Origin of the sequence: Acinetobacter sp. YH12052, assembly GCF_013419835.1 — a bacterium.
Taxonomy (GTDB): domain Bacteria; phylum Pseudomonadota; class Gammaproteobacteria; order Pseudomonadales; family Moraxellaceae; genus Acinetobacter; species Acinetobacter amyesii.
Genome location: NZ_VOZI01000026.1, coordinates 18,989 through 33,896, shown reverse-complemented (window position 1 = coordinate 33,896; position 14,908 = coordinate 18,989). Strand labels below are relative to the sequence as shown.

Here is a 14,908-nt window from a genome sequence, read left to right as displayed (position 1 = left end):
TACGTGTATTCATTTCTATCATTTAATCTTAATTCTATTAGATTAATGATAATACTATCATTTAATTATTGCATTAAGTCTAATGATAGATATTGTATGCGATTTGGCTCGCTATCATTCAGGTATACTCTTTTGATAAAAAAAGCATGACTAAAAGCCATGCCTTGGGAATTCGTATAACGTGTATTATGTTAATTTTAGAAAATCTGTTTTAGTTTGTACCTTTTCAAAATTATGTAAAAAGCAAATAAAACACTTATCCAGAACAAATAATCAAAAATAAAATATAAGAAGATAAATTGATCTATTCCTATAATAATATTTAAAGGATCTAGCGCTATACTCCCACCTGGAGATACTTCACCATCTACTAAAAACTGTAAGGGAAATCCTCCTCCAATGACTTTAACTTTTCCAAGCTTGTCTACAACTATACGATCCACTAATGTATATTTCTGATAAAACAAAGATAAATAAGTAAAAATAAAAGATAAGCAATTGAAGTATAAAAAATTTTTCATAATTTCCTCTCATATATCTACTAATTTTAACAATTTTTAATCAGAGCCTTTTGGAATAATTTGCTTTAATTTCTCTATTAATTTCTCAAAAAATTCCTTTAATATGAAAAGATTAGAATTTATTTTATTAAGTTTACTTGCAGCCTGCAGTCCAGTTACAGAAAAAATTGAATCAAATATAGTTGTTCCACGTATTCAATATACGGGGGGAGCAGATAATGCAAGTTATAGTGAAGCTAAGCTTATTAGGGAAGGTAAATGCCTATACCTAGAACATGCTGATGGCTCTAAAGTTCTGCCAATTTTTGCTACAAAAACTCTAGATTGGGATACGGAAACTAAGAGCCTAAAAGTAGATTCGGATACTTATTTTTTAGGTGATAAAGCAGCATATGGAGGCGGAGAATCCTATCCTCTAGAAAAAAATAATTATTCTTGGATAACTGAAGTAGATCATAGCTGTGATACCTCAAAAGTTATAGTTATTAATCGACTCATAAGACCAATTGAAGAACTACCAAAATGAAGAATAGCCTATTTTACTGTCTTACATTAGTTCTACTTATAGGATGCCAGCCATTTGAAAAAGATGGATATATTTTTATTAAAAATCAGACTGATTATCCAATTACAGACCTTAAAGTAACTTATATTAGTGCTCAAAAAACTTATAGCTTAGGTACTCTTTATCCTTATTCAGAATATAAATACGCCATCAATTACGAGCGGCACAATGAGGATTCAATAATCTTTTCATATTTAGATAAAAATCATAAAGAGATTAATCAAGAAGTAGCTACGTATGCAGCCAAATATGATAGGAAAAGTTATGAAATAGTTATTCAATAGAATATAAATTACAATTACTAATTGAACGAAAAAACTTCAATTTGAAATTTCAAAAACTTGATTTTCCCACTAAACAACTATCCATTTAACATAGTGGTTGTTATACGAACTATCTTTGTAATGCATATTGCATTACAATATTCTCATGCATTCAATAAATGGGAAAATGATGGCTACTGTTAATTTCAGGGTCGATGAAGCCCTTAAAGAAAAGTCTTATTCCATCCTAAAGAACAAGGAATTGCACCTACTGAGTTCTTTACTAATATTCTTGAATATATTGCTACGACTGGAAAGCTTCCAGTACAAAAAGCTTTACTCTCAGAGGAAGATGCTGATTTATTAGCTCTTGTTAGCAAACGTGTTAATGATCCTAAAGAGATGTTCGAGGAAGTCACATTAGATGACTTATAAGCTTTTACGTCATAAGGACTTCACTGCAAAATGGGAAAAGCTTCCTAGTGCTATACGAGATCAATTCAAGAAAAAATTAGCTAAGGTAATAGAGCAACCACATATTCCAAAGAATATGCTTAAAGGTGATCTTGCAGGCTGCTATAAAATAAAATTATTAAAAGCTGGTGTCCGACTTGTTTACCAGGTCAAAGATGATCAGGTAGTTATTTTGCTAATTACCGTTGGAAAACGAGCTGATAGCATTGTTTATGATGAAGCAAAAAAGCGGATAAAAGACTAAAAATGGGAGCTGCATGCCCCCATTTTTGGCTTCGTATAACGTGTATTATGTTAATTTTAGGAAATCTTAACTAATATTAATTATGCTCTCAGCTTCTTTCTCATTTCCAATCGTTCATACCAATCACGACCTTTTTGCCCACAGTTTAATTTTATTTTATTTTTAATATTAGAAGTTTGATTATTCAACTCTTTAACTTTTTGATAAAACTCTTCAGTTTGTTTCTTGATAGTATCCCTTTCTTCGAATTGCGTTTTTCGTATAGCATTTACTACCTTAATCTCTTCTATTTTTTCAAAAAGCACGTTCTTATTACCTTCCTCCTTTGCTGCTTCTATTTGTTTCTGAAGATCACTCCTATGTTTATTTGTCTTTGTAATTAGGTTATTAATTCCTCTAAGTGAAGTCTTAGAATTATTCATCAAATCATAAGCAACATTGGCAATCTGTACCGAAGAATAGTGATAATCTACCATCTTATGATACTCATATATGCTTCTATTACTTTCTAAATAATTTCGAATATTTCTATTATGATCATCTAAAGTTCGTTCAACCTCTTGACGTTTCCTTTGCCAAGATGCCTCTGCTTGTTTTTCTTCCTCAGTAACTGAATTATATAAATATGCTAGGCCTGCACCTAGAGCAACAATAGGGACAATAAACCACATATTAATTTTCCAATAACTTTGATGCGATCTCTACTTTAGGAAGAGCTTGAACCAGATTTGCCAACTCTACACTTGCATTTTGACCAAGAAGAGGGATTTGTGCAGTCAATTGCATCAGCATTTCTGAATACATTTTTTTCTCATCAAGAGTATATTTAGGGTCAAAAGCTGCATTTTGTGCATTTTGAGCCATTTTTAAAATTTCTACTCGTTCTAGATGTTTATTATGTAATTCATCTTGAACTGTTTTAAAAAATCCTTCTATTGCAATTCTTCGATGGCTTAATTCTTCCATTTTTATCTGATATGTCTTATCAATGGCAGTTAAGGCAATTTCAGCTTGTTTATTAACTCTTGTAATTTCAGCATCTAATCGTTTCACTTCAATTCGGTAAGCTAAAGTTTTGGCATAAGCTTCAGAAATAGCATTCATAGGATTTAGATTTTTAATAATTGGAAGCCATTTTGAATTAGCATCATGATTTAACAGATTAGACTGTTCAACTCTTTCAATTTTACCTGTGGACATATTATTACCTTTTCTAATGAAAAAAATCGTAAGTAACTTATATTAAAAGTATTATAAACAAATTCCTTTGATTCACTTCTAAATATATAAAAATTATTCCATTTAACATAATGGTGGTTATACGCAATACACTTGTATATTAATATAAATATCAGATACTTAATAAAACCAGAAAAATCTAAAAATGCACAAAAAGCCGATTTTGAAACAAGTCGGCTTTTTTATGAGCGGTTTTGATATTTTTTGCCAACATTTTTGCTCAAAAAACACTCAAAACAGAAAATCACCTACAATCTATAAGGCTTTCAACCTGAAAAAAATCCACAATTTATGGGGATAACTCTGGGGCTATTTTTAAGCCATTTTTGTACGCTTTGACGTACAGTAATTTAAGGAATCTGCTTCTAGCTGATCAAAGCTTTATTTCTTATGATGTAGTCAAGGAAAGCAGGAAGCTCCAAACAACAAGAATAAGAAAGATCAGCACAAGGATGGTTAGGTACGACAGAAGTTATACCTTGCAACCAAACACGAAAAACCCCGACAGGATGTCGGGGTTTTTTATTACCATTTGAAAACTGACTAAGTTCACTATAAAATATAGACTATAATCTATATTTTGGTTGTGATATGTGGACAGTCATCACAACAGATCTGTTTAATGAGTGGCTTGAGCAGCAAGATGAATCAACACAAGAGAAAGTCCTCGCAGCTTTGGTCGTTCTACAGCAGCAGGGACCTAGCTTAGGTCGCCCTTTAGTGGATACCGTGTATGACTCTAAATTTACCAATATGAAAGAGCTACGCGTTCAGCATAGAGGTAAACCACTTAGAGCCTTTTTTGCATTTGATCCATTACGACAGGCCATTGTGCTTTGCATCGGTGATAAAGGCGGTAAAAAGCGTTTCTATAAAAGAGATGCTGGACATTGCAGAACAGCAATACGAACTTCATCTCTCAACCCTAGGAGAACAATCTAATGGCTAAAACCTTACAGGAATTATTGGTTAGTCGCTCTCCAGAGAGCCAAGCACGTATTAAAAAAATGGCTGATGAGCTACTGTTAGAGACTCAGCTCCATCTTATTCGAGAAGAGTTAGAGATTTCCCAAAAAGAACTTGCTGAAACTTTGGGAATAAAACAGCCATCACTTTCAGCAATTGAAAATCGTGGTAATGATTTAAAGATTTCAACCATGAAAAAGTATGTTGAGGCAATGGGTGGTAAGCTCCGTATTGATGTGGAGCTTCCAACAGGAAAACATATAGGATTTAATGTGTAACGATAAAAAAGGTAGCTATAAGCCACTGCTGTCCCACAATTTTTCACAAGAGGAAGCTTAAATAAGCTTCCTCTTGTTTAATGGGGATTTTATCGGGTGAGAATAAAGCTTTTAACGTTTTTCTTTCAAACAAATTCACTTGAATGATTCTGAGTAAGCGCTGCACTGTCCAGCCTTCTTTCCCCAGATGTTGAGCGAAACTCACCAGCAAATAGGCGATTAACGCGATCCAAATTTGAGTTTGTATGGCATTACGGCTTCGGCCTAGAAATGACTTTAATTTTAAATTCTGTTTAAGTGCTTTAAAGAACAGCTCCACTTTCCAACGGTCTTTATAAATTGCAGCAATCGTTAATGCTGCCAGATGAAAGTTATTACTCAGAAACTCAAACGTCCTGTTCTTATCGGTATCATAAAATTCTATACGTCTTAATAATTTGGGAGCACCTCTTTTCTTTGCATAAGCACTACTTAATTCAATCCATTCATCCGCAATAATACCTTTAGATGCTAATACGCTGCGGCTAGATTTCACTTGATAAACTGTCTTTGGGCGCAATCGGGTGACAAAACTGACCTTTTGATGAGTCAATTGGGCAAACCATTGATAATCAATATATCCTTTGTCAAATACGACAATACTGCCAGCAGGAAATTTGAATGCTCTGCCTTGTACCATATCATTTTCAATGCCATCCCCAAGCGCCACAAATTCAGGAATGGTATTGCTGTAATTTAAGCCAACGCTAAGTTTCATGCTGGCTTTGGATTCATGCACTTTGGCCCATTCACATAAGGAAAATGACAGATCAATATGGCTGGCATCCAGGGAATATAAGGGATTCTTAAAGCGGAATTTATGAGCTACTTTTGAGTGTTCATAAGATTTAAGCAAGGTGTAAAATAGCTGTTCATACAAGGCTGCAGGCTGTTCCTGATTGATTCGAGCCAGTGTACTGCGAGGGTGATAGACTTTGCTCCGAGAGCATTCAGCTTTTCTTGTTGACACTCTAGATTAGATTGAATATCCCGCAGACTTTGTCTGCAGGAAAGTTGAGACATCAGTATGGCAATGAACTGATCCCATCTTGAAGCGGCTCTAAATTTCTGACCGACATGATGTATTTGAACAAGACGTTCAAAATCTTGTCGGAGTATGGGTTTAATCAATTGATGAAATACGGTATTCTGATATGACAAAACCTGAGTCCTTGGTCGTTAAAGTGTTGGTTCGCACTTATATTTTAACGATTCAGACTCAGGTTTTTTTATTTAAATCAAACTATGGGACAGCAGTGAGCTATAAGCTCCCTTTTTTGTGTTAGAAACCATTTAAAGTGTCTGTATTCTCACCATTAAAAATGTCTGGTTTATGATGATCTAAATAACTTCTCAGGATATGACTCTATGAACGACACTGAAAATCAAAAAAAACTCCCATTCTCAGAGGATGAATTACTCGAAAATATAGATGAATATAAAGCACATGCAGATGAAATTACTGTGCTTACAGAAACCGAATTCGATTATTCATATTTCAAACACTCTACTCCATTTTTTCAAAAACAAATTAATTACTGTAGAGACAAAACCCTTGCTACATAAGGTTTTGGAGTCGTTTGTCTAAAAATAATCATAAAACAACCTAGAGCCTGTTTATTTCCTCTTTGTATCCTTAAACGGATAAGATTTTAGAAAAACCGATGGCTCAGAATTAAAAATCATTTAACTTTTATTTGTAATTGTAAACCGAAAGTATCGAGTAATTTCTGCATGGATTTCAAAGTAGGATTGCTCCCTGGTTGCTCCATTTTTTGCAGTGTCTGTGGCGCAATCTTAGTAATTTTAGCCATATCATTCAGTGTTAAATGTAGCTCTGTTCGAATAAATCGAGCAACTTGATAAAAAGACCAGTCTGGATGATTATTGATGGTTTCAAGCACAGATAGTCTTTTTTCCATTTGTTGAATAGGGGTCAATGGTTTAAAACGTTTATCCATGGCTGATCTCCTCCAACTGCTGGCAAATATTGATTATTCGATATTGGCTATTTTCCAGAATTTCATCCGCTACTTGAAGAGCCTGCATCTTTTCTAACAGTCCCCGATAAATTGGTAACTGTTCAATTAATAAAGTTTTAATTTCTTGTGGATCAATCGAAGTGCTTTCAGCTATCTGCTCAATCACAGAACTCAAAAGTGGCATACCACCATGATCATCTCTTTCCCAACGAGTAGTACGTGCAATACCATCAGGATGTAACCACATTGGCGCATAATCAAATAATGGTGTGAGCTGAATTTTACCATTATTGAAGCGTTGGATTGCTGTATTGCGAGTATGGTTATCTTTATTGCCTAAGGCAACATTTGCGAGATCACGCTTCAAATACTCAAATACTTCCTGCTTTGGTTCGGTACAAGCCTCCATAAGCAGGGTACATATTTGATTATGGGTCATTCTAACCCCAAAGCCCGCCTTCCCACCTAGAGATGCAAGGCTTTCCTGAGCAATTCTTTCAACTTTGCCATTAATTACTTTGCGATCAAATCTTGGAATAAACAAAGTCTTGCCATGTAGCTCAAGATCCCGGTGTACACGTAGTTGCAAGTACTGAGCGACTTTCATATACAAAGCTTCGTTCATCAGGATTTTATTCAAATTTTGATCACTGCCGCGGCTAAATTTAACCAACCAATGCTGCTTAACTTGATCATCTGGAAGAGTATGATCTAGATAGAAAAGATCATCATAACCTTGTGTTAACAACAATTTTGGCCACTCACCCTGAATACCAGATGAACCGGCAATAAAAAGTCCATAAGATGCGAGCGATTCAATAAACTTCTCTTTACGTTCAATAATTTTGCTTAGGCTAAATCCCTGATTTTGCAGCTTTGGGAAATGACTCTGTAACCACTCATGAGCCTCTTTGACTCGCAGATTCCCAATTGGATTTCCTGCGCCTGCTTTTAAAAGCGCCCAGTCCGCTTGTTCCTGAACATTCTCAGAAAAATCAAGCTGTCTTAGTAATTCTTTGCGACCGTATCCTTGAGGTAATAGATCCATAAGAAATGCTGGCCAAGTTGATTCCAATCTATTTTGGACGTTCACCGGTAAGTCATAAGCAAGCGCATGACCATCTCTTAGATCCATATATGAAATAGCATATTCGAACAAATATGATGTACGTGTAGCTGCCTGCCATCCAGCATTTTGATCATCCGTAACCTCAACCAAAGCACAGTCATGCCATTCATAGTCTTGGTAGATTTGCAGTGTACAGTATTGCTTCATAATTTTATTAAAATAGTAAAATATAATGATTTTATTGATTATATATCTATTTTAATATAAAAGTATAATTAAACTAAAAATCTCAATGATCACTCTAGGTGTCTAAGAAGAACTTATACATTTCTCAAAATTGCAATAAACTCATCTGATTTGCAGTAGAATTGATCAATATTGGGTTAAATCTTACCTCCTTATATTTTAGCTATCCTTTACATCATGTCAGAACGTCAACAACTCAGCCTTAGTGAATACCTTGCCACTGTACAGGAAGTCATCCAGCTGACTTTTGATGGGGCAGTGTGGGTCAAGGCTGAGATCCGTAATTTAAGTATTAAAGGCGGTCACTATTATCTTGAGTTGGCTGAGAAAGATGAAGAAAGCCATAAGGTGATCGCTAGTTGTAAAGGCACCATTTGGAAATTTACGGCACAAAAAATAATTCTAAAGTTTGAACGAGAAAGTGGTATTGAACTGTCGAAAGACCTGAATGTACTGATCAAGGTCAAAGCTAGATTTGATCCGCAATATGGCTTCTCGGTCAATATCGAAGATATCGACTCTAGCTTTACTCTAGGAGACATCGCCAAACGCTATCAGCAGATTCTGCTGCGACTGACTGAGGAAGGCCTGCTCAATAACAATAAACAGTTGCCGGTACCCTTTGATATTCAGAATGTCTTGGTCATTGCACCGGAAAATGCTGCAGGGTTAGGTGACTTTAAAAAAGATGCGGATGCCCTGGCTCAGGCTGGTGTCTGTCATTTCGTTTATCATTCAGCAACTTTTCAGGGTAATACGGCTTCTGCCAGCATCATTCAGGTTTTGGGTAGTGCCTTAAGACAGTGGGCTCAAGATTACTCGATAGCACCAGACCTTATTGTGATCATCCGTGGAGGCGGAGCCGTGAATGACCTAGCTTACCTGAATGATTATGATCTGGCCGCACTGCTGTGTAAAAGAACTGTGCCGATCTGGGTCGGTATTGGCCACGAGAAAGACCGCACTATTTTGGATGAAATTGCACACCGTTCCTTTGATACCCCGAGTAAAGTGATCGCAGGGATCCGTAACCTGATTGTGGAGCGAGTCAATGAAGTTAGTACTGCTTTGCAGACCATCAAGCTACTGTCACAGCACCAGTTGATCACCTACCAGAGCCAGAGTGATCAGTATCTGAAAACTATCAAAACTCTGACACAGAACCAGATCAATGAAGCCCAGCGTAGCGTTGATATGCTTAAAAGTGATACTCAGTATCTTGCTCAACAACAGATTAAACTAGCTTCACAGCAGGTGGAGTCATTGATGAGGGAAACCTTGCTACAGAATCCTCGTAATGTGATGGCCAAGGGCTATGCAATTGTCCGTAGCCAAGGCAAAGCTATCCGTTCCATCCAGCAGATTACTGACCAGGAATTACAGATTGAACTTAAGGATGGCACCATTGATGCCACCGTGACACAGGTAAACGCACATGAACAATGAAGAACTAAGTTTCAAGAAAGGTTATGAAATTCTCAAGAAAAATGCCGAATTTCTTGAATCTCAGGAAGAACCGGATATTGATAACCTGATGGCGATCGTTGAAGAGTCCATGACTGCCTATAAAGCCTGTAAGTTACGTATTGATGCTGTGCAACAGGCGTTGAATGACACCTTTAAAGAATAAAAATTCTAGGTCGAGAAAAGTCTAGAATGTTCTAGAAATAAAGGACATGAGATGGTGAAAACTGACAGTTAACCCAATAAATTTGCTTGAGCAGAGTTTTATTACTAACCACCTTTTCCTCTATAGGTGTTACATGGATCCCAAACAACATACTTACGTTGTTAAATGGTTGACTGAAGATCAAGCCTGTGTCGGCTTATGTGTCGAGTTCTTCATTAAGCTGACTTAAACCAAATAGGTGGGGCTAATGAATTTAATGGCCGATCTTTAATAATCCCTGCCAGCTAAAATAGTTCTGGGTCAAATGAGTACGGTTCATTGACCACTTTCGTTGTGGTAAGTAGCAGCTGCCAACAGCTAATTTAGTTTTCCCATATCTCGCCTTTACCGCTTCTAAAGTCTGCATGAGGCTTTCATTACTTTCACGCTGGCTGTGGTCTGTCAGCAGGTCAGGAGTAAAGCGCTGCTTAGCAATTAAATCCGTCAGAATTACACCACACTTTTTATATTTCACGTCAGATTTATAAATGTGTTCCAGCAGTTGCATGGCTGTTTTAATCAGATCCAAAACACAATCCGTCGGTTCAGGAAACTCAAAAGCCAACGATTTACTGTAATAGGGAACCTTTGAATCAAAAGGATTCGATTGCACAAAAGCAATGACACATCCACATAAGGAAGCGTCTGCTCGTAAACGTATGACTGCATCCTGTACATATTTGCCCATAGCCTCTTTGAGATCATCTAGCTCGGTAACTTTTTCACCAAATGAACGACTTGCTATGATTTGCTGTTTGGGGGGAGGGGCATCATCTAACTGCATACAAGAAACACCTTGCAGCTCCAATACTGTTCTTTGCATTACCACAGAAAAAAGGCTCGCCATGCGATGAGCATCTTGCATCACTAAATCTAGCACCGAATAGATTCCCATGGCATTTAGTTTTTTAACTAACTTACGACCAACGCCCCAAACTTCACCGACCTCAATGTCTGAATAAAGCATTTCCTGATCTAGGAAATCCATATTGAGTAAGTTACACACACCCTTGAAACCCTGTCTTTTTTTGGCAAGATGGTTGGCCATTTTGGCTTCGGTTTTACTACGACCGATACCAATCGAGACGGGTAAGCCAATCCAATCCAACAATCGTTGTTTCATGTGATGCGCATACTGAGTTAAGTCAAAATTTTGTGCATAACTGGTCAGGTCTAAAAAACACTCATCAATTGAATAGATTTCCTGTTCATGTGGCGCAACAAAACTAGCCAAAATTGAATGAAAACGCTTGGACATTTCAGCATATAAAGCATAGTTACTGGATAACACCACGACCTGATGTTGCTGAACAATATCTTGTATTTGAAAGAGAGGAACGCCCATTTTGATGCCCAGCGCTTTGGCTTCATTACTTCTTGCCACAGCACAGCCATCGTTATTGCTGAGCACAATCACAGGTTTATTGTTTAGACTGGGATTAAATACCCGCTCACAACTGACATAGCAGTTGTTAATATCAATCAGGGCATAAATCCGCTCGTAACTGCTCATCTGAACTTCTTGATCACACTGGTAACCACACCCCAAATCAGCATGGTTTGATTATCTTTCAAATGGATATCAGCAAAATCAGGATTAGCCGCCTGTAACCAGCATTGATTACCCTCAATCATCAAACGTTTAATCGTAAAATCATTGTCAATCAATGCCAGAACAATATCCCCATGCTTGGCTTCAATACTACGGTCAACGATTAGCTTGTCATTCAGATCAATCCCTGCATCACGCATGGATAAGGATTCCACTTCAACGATAAAGGTTGCCTGTTGGTTTTGAATAAGAAACTCGTTTAGATCAAGGGTCTTATCGATATAGTCCTGAGCAGGGGAAGGGAAGCCTGCAGCCACTTTTTGCAAAGCAACAGGAATCTCATAATGTGTTTTTGTCTCAAGCAATCTAATAGAGGAAATATCGTTAAACTTTGGAGTGTCATTTTTTTTCAGGTATTTCTTGATTTCCAATACACGAGACTCTGGCACCCGAATGACCTTGGTCGGTTCGTTATAGACAAAAGGACGGCCAGAACCTTTGCGTGCACCACCATGCTTATTTTGCGTCATTTTTATTATCAATCTTGATTATGTAACATAATTAAGATTATAGAAAACTCAGAATATAAAAACAAGATTGTCCGTTCTTTAATAAAGTATTATCCCAAATCTTGGGATTGCCATGATATTAGCAAAGCCACAAGATCAATCAGACGACACAATAAAGATTGTCTAATCCTTGATCGTAGAGACTTTATATTTGAAGCAACAGAAGACCTAAAGGGCTTTACTGGTATCCATTGATTGTTCAGCAACATTAAATAAAACTGTGGAACATTGTTCAGTTATTGATCGTGGAACGTGAACAATCATAAAAAAAGCCCATTCGAGGGTGAATGGGCTATAAAACTAGTATCAACACATGGAATTATAACACAATTTAAAAAGCTGTTATTCCCAAGTAGAAATGTCCTACCTAATAACCAAATAGAAATGTCCTATATGGACATTTCCAAGTCAAGCACAGGATTTAGATTTCGTTGTTCAATCGCTGTTTTCTGTGCACGTCTGCTTGGCATCTTTTGAGAACGATTACGTTTGTTTTGCTGTTCCAGTTCTTCATGCTGTTGTTGGATATGATTCAGAACAGCACTCAACCGTTTATTCTCAACAATCTCTCGCTGATTCAGCTGACTTAATTTATCGAAGAGGCTGTAATTGATCTTTCGGCCATCATGCATGAGGGCTACAGTACCATCCGGGTATTCCAGGAACTCAAGATACTTACCGATCAACCTTTGATTTTCTTCGGTGTTTTCCAGGAGATATACGCATTTATCATAAGTAATCGTCAGGCTATTGGTGACTCTGCGGGGTTCACGCCAAGTAAAAATATCATCTAATTCTTCGGCTGTTTCAGTGATAGGCCGATGTAGATTCTTAGGATTAAAAGCCATCTTGGCGAACTTCTGATTGAACTGCTCAATGAAGCAGGGTAGCCAGGCATTAGCTTGCTCAATCGAACAGATGCCTTCCAAGCGCATTTCTTTGATCAGACGGTCCTGAAGCGTTCTATTCGCCCGTTCTACACGGCCTTTGGCCTGTGGTGAATTGGCGAAGATGATATCGATATTGAGGGTGCTGAGTACACGTCCAAACTGGGTAATCTTGGTGTCTTTCTTGCTGCTTTGATTCACTCTAAAGACTGAATGTTTGTCGCTGTAAAACGCTAAAGGCTTACCGTGCTGTTCGACATATAAACGTGTTGAAATCATATAGTCAAAGGTTGATTCTGATTCACAGAAGCGTAAATGCTGCAATTTTCCTGTCGCATCATCGATAAACACCAGCAAACAGCACTTAGCAGCGCGTCCTTCAAACCAGTCATGGTGTGAGCCATCAATTTGGATCAGTTCACCAAAGCAATCCCGGTTGTAACGAGGCTGATACGGGCGTTTCAGGCGCTTGGCGCGAGGAATCCACAGATCTGCTGCAATCATCCAGGAACGCAGTGTTTCAACTGAAATATCAAAGCCATGAACGGTGGTGAGCTTTTCATGCGCTAAAGTGGGTCCGAAACCATGGAATTGTTCAGCGACCAGATTGAGGCACTTGAGTCTGAGCTCTTCAGGAAGCCTGGAATTGCTGATTTGGCCACGTGCAGCATGGGCTAATGCAGTTGGACCTTGAGTTTTGTATTTTTGCAATAAACGTCTGATCTGACGTTCTGAAATATGAAGTAGCTGAGCAGCCTGGGGCTGGGTTATGCGTTGATCACAGATTTCTTGCAAGACCGACAATCGTTTAAGTTCTTTATCCGACATAGACACCAACATATCAAACCGTCCGCTAAGAAAATTGCAACAGCGCATATTCTAAAAGCGGACATTTTTACTTTGGAGAAACCGGACATTTCTATTTTGGAGTTACAAAAGCATTTCGTATAATATTGATTATGTTAAATAGAATAGAATTTGAACGATAAAAAATTAACAGTCATACATTATCATTAACAAATAATAGGGGACATTTTTTATGGGTGATAAATTGAAAGAAATACCAGCACTTACTGGGTGTTTTATTGCGGGTACTCTAGTGCGTGTACAGAGGGATCTAAATTTACCACGGAGAATTTGGAAAAAAATCGAAGATATACAGGTAGGTGATCTAGTTTTTGATCCTAGACAGTATCGTGGACAACAAATCCCTCTAAATTCTTGAAATATTTCTGTTCAAAGGCTTCTGGGCTTAAACAGCCGTTTGCAGAATGTCTTCTGATTCGATTGTAATAAATCTCAATATAGTCAAACAAGACAGCATTCGCTTCTTTTCGAGTGGCAAATACACTGCCATGGACCACATGAACTTTCAATGTATGAAAGAAGCTTTCGGTCACTGCATTATCCCAGCAGTTTCCCCTGCGTGACATACTTTGAACGCAGTTATTCGTCAATAATAGCGCCCTAAAATCACGACTACAGTACTGTGAGCCTTGGTCCGAATGTACCATGACACCCATTGGATACCCCTGACGAGCCATTGCATAATGAAACGCATCACATACCAATTGACGGTCTATTCGATAGCTGGTTTGCCAACCGACAATACGACGGCTGAATAGATCCAGCATCACACATAAATACAGCCAACCTTGCTTAGTACGGATATAGGTAATATCTGTTGTCCAGATCTTATTGGGTTCATTGACCGTAAATTGACGATCTAACAAGTTAGGTGCTGTAGGCAAACGATGGTTTGAATCAGTCGTATGCTTGTATTTACGTGCAATCCTGCTACGTAAACCAAGCTTTTTAAGCATTCTTCCAACGGTTCGTTCGCTCATGCTGTAACCTAAATCATGCATGTCATGTACCAATGAAGGTGCACCCAATCGTGCATGATGCTGCCAATATACGGCTTTTAAATCATTATATTTCTGCGCTAGATTGGTCTGGCGCTTTCGCCAGGCATAATAGCCTGAAGTGCTGACACCCAGGCATTTACAGACAGAAGATACAGTGACTTCATTCACATCCAGATCTTGAATTACCGTGTACTTTTCTTGGCATGATCTGTCAGAAAGTACACATGCGCTTTTTTTAAGATGTCATTGACTTCCCTAAGCTGTTTGACTTCTTTCTCTAATTCCAATATCCGCTGTTGTTCTGGTGAAAGTTGACGTTTGCTTGAACCCACTGGATTGGCTTCACGAATCCATTTGTCTAAAGTTGAATAACCCACACCTAATTTCTGGGCGATTGCAGCTGTAGGCTCGTGTGAGTTTGAAAGTGCATAATCAATTGCTTGCTGTTTAAATTTGGGATTAAAACGTTTGGCCATT

The 14,908-nt window shown here is 37.7% G+C and carries 16 protein-coding genes and 3 pseudogenes; 9 read left to right on the top strand and 10 right to left on the bottom strand.

What is annotated here, in order from left to right; genetic code table 11:
• Nucleotides 1–197: 197 nt before the first annotated feature.
• The gene (locus FTU06_RS15345; RefSeq protein WP_180009342.1) at nucleotides 198–521 is read right to left on the bottom strand and encodes a hypothetical protein; all 324 of its coding nucleotides are present in this window, start codon (nucleotides 519–521) and stop codon (nucleotides 198–200) included.
• Nucleotides 522–624: 103 nt separating this feature from the next.
• On the opposite strand from FTU06_RS15345, the gene FTU06_RS15340 reads away from it, so the two are divergent.
• The 4 genes and pseudogenes from FTU06_RS15340 to FTU06_RS15325 all read left to right on the top strand — a co-directional run bounded on the left by FTU06_RS15340 (nucleotide 625) and on the right by FTU06_RS15325 (nucleotide 2,067).
• The gene (locus FTU06_RS15340; protein WP_004676061.1) at nucleotides 625–1,047 is read left to right on the top strand and encodes a hypothetical protein; all 423 of its coding nucleotides are present in this window, start codon (nucleotides 625–627) and stop codon (nucleotides 1,045–1,047) included.
• Nucleotides 1,044–1,370 (top strand): hypothetical protein, encoded by a 327-nt coding sequence (locus FTU06_RS15335; RefSeq protein ID WP_004797785.1) that lies wholly within the window; start codon nucleotides 1,044–1,046, stop codon nucleotides 1,368–1,370. Before FTU06_RS15340 ends, FTU06_RS15335 begins: the two co-directional genes overlap by 4 nt.
• A gap of 169 nt (nucleotides 1,371–1,539) precedes the next feature.
• Nucleotides 1,540–1,784 (top strand): annotated as a pseudogene (locus FTU06_RS15330) (type II toxin-antitoxin system RelB/DinJ family antitoxin).
• Complete coding sequence (locus FTU06_RS15325; RefSeq protein WP_180147443.1) at nucleotides 1,774–2,067, top strand: type II toxin-antitoxin system RelE/ParE family toxin; 294 nt, start codon at nucleotides 1,774–1,776, stop codon at nucleotides 2,065–2,067. Before FTU06_RS15330 ends, FTU06_RS15325 begins: the two are co-directional and overlap by 11 nt.
• A gap of 80 nt (nucleotides 2,068–2,147) precedes the next feature.
• Here FTU06_RS15325 and FTU06_RS15320 read toward each other — a convergent pair whose 3' ends face one another.
• Both FTU06_RS15320 and FTU06_RS15315 read right to left on the bottom strand, forming a co-directional pair.
• Complete coding sequence (locus FTU06_RS15320) at nucleotides 2,148–2,738, bottom strand: hypothetical protein (RefSeq protein ID WP_180009344.1); 591 nt, start codon at nucleotides 2,736–2,738, stop codon at nucleotides 2,148–2,150.
• 1 nt (nucleotide 2,739) lies between these two features.
• Nucleotides 2,740–3,267: a hypothetical protein gene (locus FTU06_RS15315; RefSeq protein ID WP_180009346.1), complete on the bottom strand. Its 528-nt coding sequence runs from the start codon at nucleotides 3,265–3,267 to the stop codon at nucleotides 2,740–2,742.
• 630 nt (nucleotides 3,268–3,897) lie between these two features.
• On the opposite strand from FTU06_RS15315, the pseudogene FTU06_RS15310 reads away from it, so the two are divergent.
• Nucleotides 3,898–4,255, top strand: a pseudogene (locus tag FTU06_RS15310) (type II toxin-antitoxin system RelE/ParE family toxin).
• The gene (locus tag FTU06_RS15305) at nucleotides 4,248–4,550 is read left to right on the top strand and encodes a helix-turn-helix domain-containing protein (RefSeq protein WP_096902794.1); all 303 of its coding nucleotides are present in this window, start codon (nucleotides 4,248–4,250) and stop codon (nucleotides 4,548–4,550) included. Before FTU06_RS15310 ends, FTU06_RS15305 begins: the two are co-directional and overlap by 8 nt.
• A gap of 43 nt (nucleotides 4,551–4,593) precedes the next feature.
• Here FTU06_RS15305 and FTU06_RS15300 read toward each other — a convergent pair.
• Nucleotides 4,594–5,750 (bottom strand): annotated as a pseudogene (locus tag FTU06_RS15300) (IS4 family transposase).
• 207 nt (nucleotides 5,751–5,957) lie between these two features.
• On the opposite strand from FTU06_RS15300, the gene FTU06_RS15295 reads away from it, so the two are divergent.
• Entirely contained in the window at nucleotides 5,958–6,155 is a 198-nt protein-coding gene (locus FTU06_RS15295; RefSeq protein WP_096902802.1) for a hypothetical protein, read from the top strand.
• 116 nt (nucleotides 6,156–6,271) lie between these two features.
• Here FTU06_RS15295 and FTU06_RS15290 read toward each other — a convergent pair whose 3' ends face one another.
• Both FTU06_RS15290 and FTU06_RS15285 read right to left on the bottom strand, forming a co-directional pair.
• Entirely contained in the window at nucleotides 6,272–6,550 is a 279-nt protein-coding gene (locus FTU06_RS15290; protein WP_000361155.1) for a helix-turn-helix domain-containing protein, read from the bottom strand.
• Nucleotides 6,543–7,847: a type II toxin-antitoxin system HipA family toxin gene (locus FTU06_RS15285; protein WP_096902800.1), complete on the bottom strand. Its 1,305-nt coding sequence runs from the start codon at nucleotides 7,845–7,847 to the stop codon at nucleotides 6,543–6,545. The genes FTU06_RS15290 and FTU06_RS15285 overlap by 8 nt, the downstream gene beginning before the upstream one ends.
• Nucleotides 7,848–8,063: 216 nt before the next feature.
• Here FTU06_RS15285 and xseA point away from each other — a divergent pair, with 216 nt between their 5' ends.
• Together xseA and xseB are read left to right on the top strand one after the other, a co-directional pair.
• Nucleotides 8,064–9,332 (top strand): exodeoxyribonuclease VII large subunit, encoded by a 1,269-nt coding sequence (gene xseA / locus FTU06_RS15280; protein ID WP_179994478.1) that lies wholly within the window; start codon nucleotides 8,064–8,066, stop codon nucleotides 9,330–9,332.
• Nucleotides 9,322–9,516: an exodeoxyribonuclease VII small subunit gene (gene xseB, locus FTU06_RS15275; RefSeq protein ID WP_001058302.1), complete on the top strand. Its 195-nt coding sequence runs from the start codon at nucleotides 9,322–9,324 to the stop codon at nucleotides 9,514–9,516. Before xseA ends, xseB begins: the two co-directional genes overlap by 11 nt.
• Before the next feature lie 253 nt (nucleotides 9,517–9,769).
• Here the strand turns inward: xseB and FTU06_RS15270 are convergent, their stop codons facing one another.
• From FTU06_RS15270 to FTU06_RS15255, 4 genes are all read right to left on the bottom strand, one after another.
• Nucleotides 9,770–11,068 carry a Y-family DNA polymerase gene (locus FTU06_RS15270; RefSeq protein ID WP_179994477.1) on the bottom strand — a complete coding sequence of 433 codons (1,299 nt, stop codon included), beginning with the start codon at nucleotides 11,066–11,068 and terminating at the stop codon, nucleotides 9,770–9,772.
• Complete coding sequence (locus tag FTU06_RS15265) at nucleotides 11,065–11,637, bottom strand: LexA family transcriptional regulator (RefSeq protein ID WP_179994476.1); 573 nt, start codon at nucleotides 11,635–11,637, stop codon at nucleotides 11,065–11,067. The genes FTU06_RS15270 and FTU06_RS15265 overlap by 4 nt, the downstream gene beginning before the upstream one ends.
• A gap of 428 nt (nucleotides 11,638–12,065) precedes the next feature.
• Complete coding sequence (locus tag FTU06_RS15260; RefSeq protein WP_096902756.1) at nucleotides 12,066–13,391, bottom strand: ISNCY family transposase; 1,326 nt, start codon at nucleotides 13,389–13,391, stop codon at nucleotides 12,066–12,068.
• A gap of 356 nt (nucleotides 13,392–13,747) precedes the next feature.
• Nucleotides 13,748–14,907, bottom strand: a protein-coding gene (locus FTU06_RS15255) for an IS3 family transposase (RefSeq protein WP_154320140.1) whose coding sequence is annotated in 2 segments (ribosomal slippage) — nucleotides 13,748–14,673 and nucleotides 14,673–14,907 — 1,161 coding nt in all. Because the reading frame shifts where the segments join, the coding sequence is not laid out codon by codon here.
• Between the last annotated feature and the right edge of the window lies 1 nt (nucleotide 14,908).

Excerpts from the sequence above, each read along its gene's own strand:
- FTU06_RS15345 (WP_180009342.1), bottom strand. The coding sequence starts at position 521 with ATGAAAAATTTTTTATACTTCAATTGCTTATCTTTTATTTTTACTTAT.
- FTU06_RS15340 (WP_004676061.1), top strand. The coding sequence starts at position 625 with ATGAAAAGATTAGAATTTATTTTATTAAGTTTACTTGCAGCCTGCAGT.
- FTU06_RS15335 (WP_004797785.1), top strand. The coding sequence starts at position 1,044 with ATGAAGAATAGCCTATTTTACTGTCTTACATTAGTTCTACTTATAGGA.
- FTU06_RS15325 (WP_180147443.1), top strand. The coding sequence starts at position 1,774 with ATGACTTATAAGCTTTTACGTCATAAGGACTTCACTGCAAAATGGGAA.
- FTU06_RS15320 (WP_180009344.1), bottom strand. The coding sequence starts at position 2,738 with ATGTGGTTTATTGTCCCTATTGTTGCTCTAGGTGCAGGCCTAGCATAT.
- FTU06_RS15315 (WP_180009346.1), bottom strand. The coding sequence starts at position 3,267 with ATGTCCACAGGTAAAATTGAAAGAGTTGAACAGTCTAATCTGTTAAAT.
- FTU06_RS15305 (WP_096902794.1), top strand. The coding sequence starts at position 4,248 with ATGGCTAAAACCTTACAGGAATTATTGGTTAGTCGCTCTCCAGAGAGC.
- FTU06_RS15295 (WP_096902802.1), top strand. The coding sequence starts at position 5,958 with ATGAACGACACTGAAAATCAAAAAAAACTCCCATTCTCAGAGGATGAA.
- FTU06_RS15290 (WP_000361155.1), bottom strand. The coding sequence starts at position 6,550 with ATGGATAAACGTTTTAAACCATTGACCCCTATTCAACAAATGGAAAAA.
- FTU06_RS15285 (WP_096902800.1), bottom strand. The coding sequence starts at position 7,847 with ATGAAGCAATACTGTACACTGCAAATCTACCAAGACTATGAATGGCAT.
- xseA (WP_179994478.1), top strand. The coding sequence starts at position 8,064 with ATGTCAGAACGTCAACAACTCAGCCTTAGTGAATACCTTGCCACTGTA.
- xseB (WP_001058302.1), top strand. The coding sequence starts at position 9,322 with ATGAACAATGAAGAACTAAGTTTCAAGAAAGGTTATGAAATTCTCAAG.
- FTU06_RS15270 (WP_179994477.1), bottom strand. The coding sequence starts at position 11,068 with ATGAGCAGTTACGAGCGGATTTATGCCCTGATTGATATTAACAACTGC.
- FTU06_RS15265 (WP_179994476.1), bottom strand. The coding sequence starts at position 11,637 with ATGACGCAAAATAAGCATGGTGGTGCACGCAAAGGTTCTGGCCGTCCT.
- FTU06_RS15260 (WP_096902756.1), bottom strand. The coding sequence starts at position 13,391 with ATGTCGGATAAAGAACTTAAACGATTGTCGGTCTTGCAAGAAATCTGT.